The organism is Sphaerisporangium sp. NPDC051017 (assembly GCF_040683095.1).
In the GTDB taxonomy this organism is placed as follows: Bacteria; Actinomycetota; Actinomycetes; order Streptosporangiales; family Streptosporangiaceae; genus Sphaerisporangium.
The window spans coordinates 33,030-43,907 of record NZ_JBFBCI010000067.1; the positions used below are offsets into that span (position 1 = coordinate 33,030).

Consider the following 10,878-nt stretch of genomic DNA (forward strand, 5'->3'; position numbering starts at 1 on the left):
GTCGCGACTGGCAGTGGATTTACCGTTCCCTGTGAACGGCTCTCACTGAAGGAAATCGTGACCTATCTCGGTACGGGAACCATCTGGTCGCTCTGACAGATGGTTTCGCACGTGGGGTCCCAAAACGGAGCTTCACCGAAGCTACTGCATGCCACTCCGACCATTCACATGCCTGATCTCCTCCTCTCTGACCAGCAGTCCTTTCTGACCAGCAGTCCTGGAGCTCACCCAGTGCCTATCGACAGCCACCACGACGTCGTCGTGGTCGTCGGCCGGCTATCCGCCATACCGAAGTTCGTCGCCATACCGAAGTTCGTCGAACCGCGGAAGCGGCTCAGCATGGCCATCGAGGTCGAGGCGGCGGAGATGGCCGCCCGCCCGTTCCAGGCGATCGGGACTTCGCTCGCGCCTGACCGCACTTTCATCGCGCGCCTCGGCAAGCCCGCACGCCCGCGCATCACCACACCGAAAGGCAACTAAAGCAATGACCGCCACCGTCAACGAGCGGATGCGCGACGGCGTCGACACCACCCCCCTCTTCTCCACCCTGGACGCCGATGGTGGGCCGCCGCTCGGGGCATCGATCGGCCGGGGTCCGTCCAGATGGTCGGACGCCGATCACACTGAGGGGGTCGGTACATGTTGACGATCCGGCTGCTGGGACCACCGGCCATCTTCCGGGACGGCCGGCCGGTCCGTCCGCCCAGGGGCCGCAAGGCATGGGCTCTGCTCAGCTACCTGCTGCTGGCGGAGCGGCCACCCAGCCGCAAGCGCCTTGCCGAACTGCTCTTCGGGGACGCCAACGACCCGCTGGGAGCGCTGCGGTGGACACTCGCCGAGCTACGCCGGGCGTTCGGCCTCCCCGACATGCTCAACGGCGACCCCTTGGTCACAACGCTCGATGAGGATGTCGTGGTCGATGTCCGCCGGCTCACCGACAAGCACACCGCCCCCGCCGCGCTCCTGGGCCTCGGTGGCGAGCTGCTCGAAGGCGTCAGCTTGGCCTCAAGCCCAGAATTCGAGTCGTGGCTGCTGGTGGAGCGGCACCGCGTCTCGGCCACGCTGGAGGCGCGGCTGCGCCACGCGGCGGTCGCCCTGCTGGCAGCCGGCCTGCCACGCGAGGCGATCGCGTACGCCTCGCGTGCGGTGGCCTGCAACCCGCTCGACGAAGGCAATCACGAGTTGCTGGTCCGGACCCTTGCGGCGGCGGGGAACCGAACCGCGGCCCTGCGGCAGATCACGGTATGCCAAGACATCCTGCGACGTGAACTCGGCATCGAGGTCTCCGCGGCGCTTCGAGAAATGGCGACCGCGATCCCGGGCTCCCCCCGGGGGCTGCCGCTGGGCGGCCGGGCGGCGGCCTCCGCCCAACTCGAAGCGGGCAGCGCCGCCATCGTGGCGGGCGCCGTCGACGTCGGCCTCCAGTCCCCGCGCCTGCCCGTGGCGAGCGGCACGCTGAGCCGCTGGTCTCGTGATCCGGCCCGCAGTGAGGACTGGAGGATCCTCAATGTCCTGCCTCAACGCACAAGCCGAGGCGCACTCCGCAGATGACGTGGTCCGGCTCGATGAGTCCGGCGGCGATTCGTACCGCTCGCCGATGCGGGGATCCTGACCGGGCACTACACGACGCTGGATTGGATCGGGCACTGGACGCCAATATCATCACTGATCGTGGAGCTGTGGGAACGCACCTCGGTATTGGACGTTCTTGATGATCTTCTGCGAGGCAGCTCCGGGGGTGGTCGCATCGCGCTCGTTGCGGGCGAGGCCGGCCTGGGGAAGTCCTCGCTCGTCACCGAGTTCGCGAGGAGATGCGGCACGCGAGCCCGCGTGCTCTGGGGCGGTTGCGATCGAATGGTCACGCCGCGCGCGCTCGGCCCTCTGCATGACATCGGCCGGCAGACGGGAGGACTCCTCGCCGACCGGCTGAACGCCTACGGGGCTCAGGAAGAGATCTTCACGGCGTTCCTGGACGAGCTCACCGGGCCGCGGCAGCGACCCCGGCCGGTGGTCGTGGTGGAGGACGCGCACTGGGCCGACGGGGCCACGCTCGATTGGCTCGCCTTCCTCGGCCGGCGTATCGGCCGACTCTCGGCCTTGCTGGTGGTGACCTACCGCGACGACGAAGTGGGGGTCGAGCACCCGCTGCGGGGCACTCTCGCGTCCTTGCCCAGCACCATCGTGCGACGGGTGACGCTGCCGCCGCTGTCGGAGGCGTGCGTGGCCGAACAGGCGCGCCGGATGGGACGAGACGCCGGAACGATCCACAGGCTGACCGGCGGAAACCCGCTACTGGTCACCGAGTTGCTCAAGACCGATGGCGATGCGGTGCCCGAGGCCGTGCAGGATCTCATTCTGGATCGGCTGCGAGCCCTGCCGTCGCCCGCACGGGAGCTGGCCCAGCTGGTGGCGGTGATTCCGACCCGCGCGGATGCCGCCATCGTGGCCGGCGCGTCGGAACTCGTAGATCTTTGCATCGGCGCCGGGGTGCTCGTACCGGCCGGCGACGGCGTGTCGTACCGGCATGAGCTGTTACGCAACGCGGTGGAGGACTCGCTGTCACCGGCGCGGCGGGCCTCTCTGCACCAGCGGGCGCTGGGCATCCTGAGTCAGGTCACCGGGATCGACCCGTCCCGGCTGGTCCACCACGCGAGGCTCGCGGGAGACTCCGCCGCCGTACTCCGGCACGCGCGGACCGCGGGAGCGGACGCGGCCAGGCAGGGCGCACACCGGGAGGCGGCCGCGCACTACCAGGCCGCGGCGGCGACCGCCGACCGATTACCGGAACCGCAGCGGGCCGAGTTACTCGAAGCGTACGCGGTCGAGGCCCACCTGACCGGGCTGTACAAGGAAGGTCTGCAGGCGCGGCAGACCGCCCTGGCCATCCGGGAGGCGCTCGGACAACCGGAAGAAGCCGGGGAGAACCTGCGCTGGATCTCCCGGCTGGCGTGGCTGACCGGGCGCGCCGCGCTGGCCTGGGAGACGGCGGCCCGGGCCGTGACCCTCCTCGAAGCCGGGCCCCCGAGCCGGCGGCTCGCCATGGCATACAGCAATCAGTCGCAGCTCTACATGCTCGCTTACAAGTTCGACCAGGCCGTCACATGGGGAGAGCGGGCCCGCGAGCTCGCCGAACGGCTCGGCGATCTGGACACCGCCATCCACGTGACGATCAATGTGAACACCGCCCGGCTCGCCGACGGCGACACCGACGCCTGGACGGCGATGGAACAGACACACGAGAGGGCGGCCGCGCACGGGTTCTTCGAACACGGCGCTCGCGCGTTGAGCAATCTGGGCAACATCGCGGCCGACGAGCTCGCCCAGTATGCCGCGGCGGCCTCGCCGATCGATCGCGTGCTCGAATACGCCAAGCGGCACGACCTCGATGGGTGGATCCACCACATACTCGGGACGAGAGCCAGGATCCGCATGGAACGCGGCGATTGGAGCGGCGCCCTGGCCGATGCCGACGCGGCGCTGAGGCGAATGGGTCTGCTCGGCGTCGGCGCGGTGTGGCCGCTCATCGTACGTGGCCGGATCCAGGCCGCCGGCGGCCACCCCGAGGCGCTGTCCACGCTCGACGAAGCGGCACGCCAGGCGGCGGGGATCCGCGACGCACAGTTCGTCCTCCCCGTCGCGGCAGCCCGATCGGAGTACTTCCTGTGGTACGGCGACGTCGAACGCGCCCAGGAAGAGGCCCGTCGCGGGCTGGCCCTGGCACTGTCGGTGAGCCGCCAGCCGTTCGTCATCGGGAGGATCGCCTACGCCCTGTGGCGGGCCGGTGGCACCGATCCGCTCCCGGCCACCATCGCCGCGCCGTACCAGATGATGATCACGGGCGACTGGGACGGCGCGGCCAAGGAATGGGCTCGGCGCGGCGCCGTGTTCTTACGGGCCAAGGCGCTCTCGGGCGGTGACCGGAGCGCGGCGGTCGAAGCGCTACGGATCCTTGACGGGCTCGGCGCCACCGTGGCCGCCGAGCATTTGCGGGCGGAGCTGCGCGTGCGCGGACTCTCCCGGATTCCGCGCGGTCCCCGGCGGGCGACCGCCGCCAACGTGGCCGGCCTGACCGCGCGGCAGGTCGACGTGCTCGCGCTGCTCGCCGACGGGCTGTCGAACGCGCAGATCGCGCAGCGCCTGACGCTGTCGGCCAAGACGGTCGAGCATCATGTCTCCGCGGTACTGCACAAGCTCGGCGTGGCCAACCGCGCACAGGCGGCAGCCGCCGCACACCGCATGAACCTGGGGGATGGCGAAGCCGGAAGAGACCCACGCTGAGGCCACCGCTCCACGATTCCGTCCGGCGCACGGCGGTTCGCGGTCACGATGACAGCTGCGGGCTGTCCGCCGGGTGGTCGACCAGCTCCTGGTGGAGCCGGTCGAGCAGCAGGAACGCCTCGTCCACGCCCGTCCGGTCGCCGGTCAGCAGCAGGTCGAAAAGGAGGCCGCGGGTGGCGGCCAGGCTCAGCCGGGCGTACGCGCGGGCCTCCGCCGGGCCCATCCCGCTCCGCAGGCAGATCTCGGTCAGCGGGGGCAGCCAGCCGTCGATGAGATCGTTCCGCAGAGCCCGCGCGTACGGACGGTCCTGCATCGCGTGCGCCGAGAGCTCGAAGAACAGACGCCCGTAGACCAGGGCGGCCTCGACCACCTTCTCCCGGAAACGCAGCCAGGTCTCCCGCAGCGGCGACTCGTCCCCGGCCAGGTCCGCGAGGCTCGCCCGCTGCCGCGCCTCGACCGCTCGTACGACCTCGGCGAGCAGCCCTTCCCGCGATCCGAAGTGGTGGATCAGCACGCGGTGGCTGGTGCCGAGGCCGGCCGCGATGGAACGGAGGCTGGCGTCCCCGATCCCGTTGGCGGCGAAGTACTCGATCGCCTGGGCCAGCCACTTCTCCCTGGGGGTCACGCCCGCTCGCTGCGCGCCTTGAGGCCCTGGGCCTCCAGCGCGAGGTAGCGGGTGGTGAGCTTGCCGGTCAGCCGCGCGATGAGCGGGCTGAGCGGCCCCTCCTGGTCGATGGTCGACCGGGCGACCGTACCGTCCGGGGTCGCCTCCACCCAGTGGCCTCCGGTGACCCGTACCCCCGGGCTCCTGCTCACCCAGACGAAGTACTCCCCTTCCACCAGCTCGGTCACCTCCCAGACCGCCGTCCGCAGCTTCGGCTGCTTGATCTTCGCCCGGGACCCGACCTTCAGCGGCCCCGGCTCGGCGAGCGCCACCGACGTGACGGTCTCGGCCCATTCGGGCCAGCGTTCCACGTCGCTGAACACCTCCCACACGCGCTGCGGGCCGGCGGCGATCGTGATCGCAGATTCAAACCGCATGTACCAAATGGTACATGCGCCGGCAGGGGACGCCTCCGTCCTCCACCACGAGAGCGTCCGGGTCTGCGGGGCAGGGAGCCCTCCGGAGCCGGCACTCCGGGGCTCCCGTCCTGCACACCAGGACGCTCCCGTAGCGTCTGTCCAGGGTCAGAAGTCGAACTCACCTTTCTTCGCCCCGTCGATGAAGGCGTCCCAGACACTGGTGCTGACCACGAACGGAGCCTTCTCAGGAGCCTCCGTATCCCGCAGCCCCACCCGCCCGCCGGACAACGGAGCCACCTCCAGACAGTCACCCCCATTTGATCCGCTCTTGGTGGCCTTACGCCAGGCCGCGGCTTCCAGCTCGTCGCTCAGGTCCATAGCTTCTCCGCCTCTCTGATCAGCTCGATCGAAACATGCTGAGGCAACGCCTCGGCTCGAATCGTGTCGTATCGGCTGTGAACAGCCCGAACATCTTCTAACCGATCCGTCACATGTCCGTGAGTTGCCGAGTCGATATATACCGTATCCGCACCATCTGGTAGTTGCGCGATGACAAATCCGCCCAGGAGCCCAGTAGTGGCTCCGACAGCCAAGGGCACGATTTGGATACCGATGCGGGGGGACTTGACCGCCTCCAGCAGCCGACCCAGTTGTTCGCGCATTACATCCTTACCACCGATCGGGCGGTGAAGGATGCCCTCGTCGAGCACAGCACGGAAGAGCGGGGCGCCATCGCTCGCAAGGATCGCCTGTCGCTCCAACCGTCCCTCGACGAGTTTTTCTACCTGTTCGTCCGTGATTCCCGGCTCCCCTCGGATGACGACTCGCGCGTAGTCCTCTGTTTGCAGCAGCCCCGGTACGTACAACGGTTGCCAAGTGTGCAGGGTGTGGGCTTCCTGCTCGATACCGAGCCACCCGCGAAACCAGCCCGGAGTCACTTCACCAGTGAGCTTGGCCCATAGACGGAGGAGCGCACCGTCCAGTTCCAGCGCGCCGTCACAGCGTTGCACGAAGTTCCGGCTTGGCGTCCGCTGACCTCTTTCGACGAAACCGAGCAGGCTCGGACTGAATCGAATCAGCTCAGCCAGTCGCTCTTGCGATAAATCAGCATTTTTTCGGTGTTTGCGCAGCTCTGCGCCAAAGAGGATCAGAGGCTTGATGTTCGGGCCAGGCTCGGGGGTCGCGGACATTTCAACTCCGTCCGATAAGAGATCACTACACCGCCCGCACACCTAACACGGAATCGCCACAGACTGTCCGCCAATGTGCGGGCCTTTCGATGCACAACGTAGCCGCTTGAAGGCAAGCTGTGAAGTGGATCGAGAAAGTCAAGGCAAGCCGGGCGATTAGTCCTGTTCATTCACCAATGCTCGGCACGACCGTCTTTTAAGTCGTCAACAAAGTCCGGATAAGAGGTGACAGGTGGGCGTCGCAAATACGAAAAATTCCGACACAGACTGCCGGTTCCGTGGGCGAGTTCGAGTTGGGGCGGCGGTATGACGGGCCGCGACGAACCGATACGCCGACAGGGGCGGCATCGGCGAGGTGGGCCTGCCATCCACGTCGAGCCGCGGCGGTGGGACCCGGCCGAGCGGGCCGAGGCGAGGCACGTGGATCTGACCGAACCCGTCTGGTGCGTGTGGTACGGCGTCGGGGCGCGGCACTTCTACGCCGTCGCCACCTGGACCGCCCCGAAACCCCTGCTCGTCAAGGCCCGCACCACCGACGAGCTGCGTGACCTGATGCGCGAGGCCGAGCGGCCCGCGCCCCCTTCACCCCCGCAGTCCCCGCACTCCCCAGGAGCCACCGTGGCCCGAGCCGATGACGACGCGCGTACCGTGAGCTGGGACCTCCCGCAGGATCCCGCGATGGTCGGTAAGACCCGCAGCATGATGCACGACGTGCTGCGTCTTTGGGCGTTGCACGCCCTGGCCGACGACGTGGTGCTGGCCGCCGCAGAGCTACTCGCGAACGCGATCAGCCACGGTGAGCCGCCCGTGCGGGTCTCGCTGCGGGACGAGGGTGGCGAGCTCGTCATCGAGGTGGCCGATCACGGGCCGGGGCTACCCCGTCGTCTCGACCTCGGGGCCGAGGCCGTACATGGTCGCGGCCTGACGATCGTCGACGCCCTCGCCGACCGATCGGGCGTCATCCCTTTCCCGGAGTCCCCGGGGCAAGACCGTCTGGGCTCGCTGGGGTCTGCCCCGCCCCTCTGACAGTTGAACGGGGTCAGCGTGAACACAGGCGAGACCGCCGCGAGCCGACGTGCATCGCGGGCGCACCGGATCAGCCGAGAGGTAGTCTCCCTGCCCATAGCGAGAACATCGACTTCTTCGGGCTCTTCGAAGTTAATCGGGATTGAGGCATCCACGGGCTCGCCGGGTGGTAGCGCATCGGGTCCGTAATCGCTGGTTCTCCGGGTTGCGGAAGCCGTAGGCCGGCCTCGGGGAACATCGGTACAGCGGTTATCGGTGAGAACGATCATGGGCAGCTAGCACAGTGATCCACTTCGCCGCTGTGGTTCGGTGAAACGACTCCGGGCCTGCTCCAGGGCTGGTTACGGTCCGGCTCGTGCCGGTGGAATTTCTGAGTGATGAGCAGGCTGAGGCGTACGGGACATTCGCCGAGGAACCGACGAGGCCCGAGCTGGAGCGGTTCTTCTTCCTGGACGACGTGGACCGGGATCTGATCGCCCTGCGGCGGACGAAGCATCACCGGCTCGGGTTCGCACTCCAGATGTGCACGGTGCGGTACGTCGGTCTGTTCCTGGAGGACCCGCTCGCGGTGCCGTGGCCGGTGGTCGAGCACCTGGCCGCGCAGCTTGGCATCGAGGACCCGTCGGTGGTCAAGGTACGTCGAACGGCGTCAGACGCTGTACGACCACGCGTGGGAGATCCGGGACACCTACGGCTACCACCTCTACGAGGACGCCGAGAGGGGCCGGCGGTTCCGTACGTTCCTGCATGGGCGGGCGTGGACGCACGCCGAGGGCCCGAAGGCGCTGTTCGACCACGCGGTGGGCTGGCTGCGCCGTCACCGGGTTCTGCTGCCCGGGGGTCGGTGCTGGCCCGGCAGGTGTCGGAGGTGCGGAAGGTCGCGGAGAAGCGGCTGCACGCCACGGTCGCGGGGGCCGCCCGCCGTGCGGACCCCGTGTTGCCGGGCGACCTGGTGGTGACGCTGAAGACGCCGGAGGGTTCCCGACTCTCGGAGCTGGAGCGGCTGCGCCGGCCGCCGACACGGACGACATCGGCCTTGCGGAACAGCGGTTGCCGCCAATCCGACGATCATGGACTTGAGTCCGGTCGTGGGGCGCGGTTATGCGGACAGTCGCTGGAGCCATTCCGTCAGAAGTTGCTGTTCGGCCTGGCTGAGGGCCTTCTGGCCGGGCAGTGCTGCGCGCAGGGCACGGGCAGCGCCGCCCGGCCCCGGTTCCTCCACAGCCGGTTCCTGGGTGGTGATGGTGGTGATCATCGATTCGCGCAGGGCGACAAGGAGCGCGGGGTCTCGCTCGGGCTCGGGGACGGACTGCCAGGTCAGGACGGCGCCGCTGGCGGTGGCGTGGACGATCTGGGCCGCGAGTCCCTCTTCCACGCGCAGGAGCCCCGCGCCGGCGATGCGACGGATTCGGTCCATAAGGAGTTCGAGGCCGATCCGGAACACGGTCGTGGACCGGGCGGGCTCGCCGTACATCAGTGTGTACAGCGCGGGGTTGGTCAGTCCGAACTCGACCACGGTGTCCCAGCCGTCGCGCAGTTCCTTGACCGGGTCCTCCGGTGTGGGTTCGATCTGCTGCTTGGCTGCCAGGAACCGGGTGAAGCCGTGCTCGGCCACCGCGTCCAGCAGCCCCTTCTTGTCGCCGAACAGCCGGTAGAGGGCCGGCGGCTGCAGTCCGGCGGCGTCGGCGACCGCCCGGGTGGTGACCGCGTCGCGGCCCCCGCGCTCCAGCAGGCCCGTCGCGGCGTCGATGATCCGGCAGCGCGTCTGCTCTCGCGCGACGGCGCCGGGCTCCGCGGCGCCCCGGGTGAGGGTCGGTTCAACAGGCATAGAAGCAACGATAGCGGCCTCGGAACTGAGGTGCTATCGATGTTATCGGCTTCATGTTGCCGTCGAAAATATCAGCGGTATCGTGGGTAGAGTTCCAACGGAAACAGAAGAACGAGGAGAACTGACATGTCCGACCGTTTGCGGATCATCGGGGTGGAAGAGACCGTCGTCGTGCCCGCCGTCTACGAGGCGTACCAGCGGGCCGGATCGCCGCAGATCTTCTCGCGGGGCTTCGGGGACAGCCCGATCGCGAAGAACCTGCACGACGTCGGTGAGCAGCGGCTGGCGCACATGAACGATCAGGGAATCGATGTCGCTGTACTGTCCCTGTCGACTCCGGGCGTGCAGGACCTGCCGGAGGCCGACGCCGTGGCGGTGGCGCGCGAGGCCAATGACCAGCTTGCCGCGATCGTCGCCTCCCGGCCCGACCGCTTCCAGGCGTTCGCCGCGATTCCCACCCAGTCGCCGGCCGCGGCCGCGGCCGAGCTGGAGCGCGCCGTGTGCGAGCTGGGCTTTCCCGGAGCCATGCTGTACGGCCGCACCGGGGACAAGCCGGCCGACCACCCGGACAACGACGAGCTGTACGCGATGGCCGAGCGCCTCGCCGTGCCGCTGCACTTCCACCCGCAGACACCGGTCCAGCCCGTCATCGACGCCTACTACTCCGACCTCCCCGAGCCCATGGGCCCCGTACTGGCCGGAGCCGGACTCGGCTGGTACTACGACCTCGGCGTCCAGTACCTGCGCATGATCTTCTCGGGGGTCTTCGACCGGTTCCCCGACCTGCAGGTGATCGCCGGGCACTGGGGCGAGGTCGTGATGTTCTACCTCGACCACACCGGCTTCTACGGCGAGGCAGGCCGCCTGCGCCAGCCCCTGGCGGACTACTTCAAAAACAACTTCTGGGTCGCCGGCAGCGGCACCAACAGCCCCCGCTACCTGCGCTGGACCGCCGAAGTGATGGGCACCGACCGGATGCTGTACTCCACCGACTACCCCTTCACCTACGGCTTCCGCCCCGGCGGCTTCCCCTACGTCGACACCAGCAACGGCGAAGCCCGCTCCTTCCTGGAGAACTCACCGTTCACCGACGAGCAGAAGGCCGACATCGGCCACCGCAACTGGGAACGCCTCACCGCCCGCGCCAAGCGCCCGACGGCCTGAAGCGCCACCTACAGTGGCCGGCCGGGACGCCACCGCGCGCTCCGGCCGGCCCTCGCGGCCCCACCGAGGCGGACCTCGGCGCACGCCGGATCCGCGGCGAACGCGGTCCCCACCATCCCCGCCTGACGGCTTCCCGCGCTCTGGGGCCAGGACAGTCGCCCCCCGTCTGTCGGCAAACGATCGTTTGCCGACAGACGGCCGACGCGTCCAACGAACCCATGCAATCCGGGGGTTCGCGGCGGCTCGAATCCAATCAGATCCGATGGTGATTGCTGGTCGGGTAGCCGGGAGGAACTTCCCCTCCCGGCCCCCACGGATCCCGGCGTGAACCTCTCGGTTCACCGGGCTCTTGTCATCTTGTTCGCCAGG

General features: G+C 68.6%; 10 protein-coding genes and 1 pseudogene. 6 read left to right on the forward strand and 5 right to left on the reverse strand.

Features of this window, described 5'->3' with window-relative positions:
• Positions 1-231: 231 nt before the first annotated feature.
• The 3 genes from AB0M95_RS34730 (at position 232) to AB0M95_RS34740 (ending at position 4,278) form a co-directional block, all read left to right on the forward strand.
• Entirely contained in the window at positions 232-480 is a 249-nt protein-coding gene (locus AB0M95_RS34730; protein WP_363774043.1) for a hypothetical protein, read from the forward strand.
• A 159-nt stretch (positions 481-639) separates the two neighbouring features.
• The gene (locus AB0M95_RS34735; protein WP_363774046.1) at positions 640-1,551 is read left to right on the forward strand and encodes a BTAD domain-containing putative transcriptional regulator; all 912 of its coding nucleotides are present in this window, start codon (positions 640-642) and stop codon (positions 1,549-1,551) included.
• Positions 1,552-1,671: 120 nt separating this feature from the next.
• Positions 1,672-4,278, forward strand: a complete 2,607-nt coding sequence (locus AB0M95_RS34740) for a LuxR C-terminal-related transcriptional regulator (RefSeq protein WP_363774049.1) — start codon at positions 1,672-1,674, stop codon at positions 4,276-4,278.
• A 43-nt stretch (positions 4,279-4,321) separates the two neighbouring features.
• Here AB0M95_RS34740 and AB0M95_RS34745 read toward each other — a convergent pair whose 3' ends face one another.
• The 4 genes from AB0M95_RS34745 to AB0M95_RS34760 all read right to left on the reverse strand — a co-directional run bounded on the left by AB0M95_RS34745 (position 4,322) and on the right by AB0M95_RS34760 (position 6,491).
• Complete coding sequence (locus AB0M95_RS34745; RefSeq protein WP_363774052.1) at positions 4,322-4,903, reverse strand: TetR/AcrR family transcriptional regulator; 582 nt, start codon at positions 4,901-4,903, stop codon at positions 4,322-4,324.
• The gene (locus AB0M95_RS34750; RefSeq protein ID WP_363774055.1) at positions 4,900-5,319 is read right to left on the reverse strand and encodes an SRPBCC family protein; all 420 of its coding nucleotides are present in this window, start codon (positions 5,317-5,319) and stop codon (positions 4,900-4,902) included. The genes AB0M95_RS34745 and AB0M95_RS34750 overlap by 4 nt, the downstream gene beginning before the upstream one ends.
• Before the next feature lie 147 nt (positions 5,320-5,466).
• Positions 5,467-5,679: a DUF397 domain-containing protein gene (locus tag AB0M95_RS34755; protein ID WP_363774058.1), complete on the reverse strand. Its 213-nt coding sequence runs from the start codon at positions 5,677-5,679 to the stop codon at positions 5,467-5,469.
• Positions 5,670-6,491 (reverse strand): helix-turn-helix transcriptional regulator, encoded by an 822-nt coding sequence (locus AB0M95_RS34760; protein ID WP_363774061.1) that lies wholly within the window; start codon positions 6,489-6,491, stop codon positions 5,670-5,672. Before AB0M95_RS34760 ends, AB0M95_RS34755 begins: the two co-directional genes overlap by 10 nt.
• Positions 6,492-6,911: 420 nt before the next feature.
• On the opposite strand from AB0M95_RS34760, the gene AB0M95_RS34765 reads away from it, so the two are divergent.
• Positions 6,912-7,517 (forward strand): ATP-binding protein, encoded by a 606-nt coding sequence (locus AB0M95_RS34765; RefSeq protein ID WP_363774064.1) that lies wholly within the window; start codon positions 6,912-6,914, stop codon positions 7,515-7,517.
• Positions 7,518-7,878: 361 nt separating this feature from the next.
• Positions 7,879-8,476: pseudogene (locus AB0M95_RS34770) on the forward strand (DUF4158 domain-containing protein).
• 140 nt (positions 8,477-8,616) lie between these two features.
• Here AB0M95_RS34770 and AB0M95_RS34775 read toward each other — a convergent pair.
• The gene (locus AB0M95_RS34775) at positions 8,617-9,345 is read right to left on the reverse strand and encodes a TetR/AcrR family transcriptional regulator (RefSeq protein WP_363774067.1); all 729 of its coding nucleotides are present in this window, start codon (positions 9,343-9,345) and stop codon (positions 8,617-8,619) included.
• 126 nt (positions 9,346-9,471) lie between these two features.
• Between AB0M95_RS34775 and AB0M95_RS34780 the strand changes: the two genes are divergently transcribed.
• Positions 9,472-10,509 carry an amidohydrolase family protein gene (locus tag AB0M95_RS34780; RefSeq protein ID WP_363774070.1) on the forward strand — a complete coding sequence of 346 codons (1,038 nt, stop codon included), beginning with the start codon at positions 9,472-9,474 and terminating at the stop codon, positions 10,507-10,509.
• Positions 10,510-10,878: the final 369 nt, after the last annotated feature.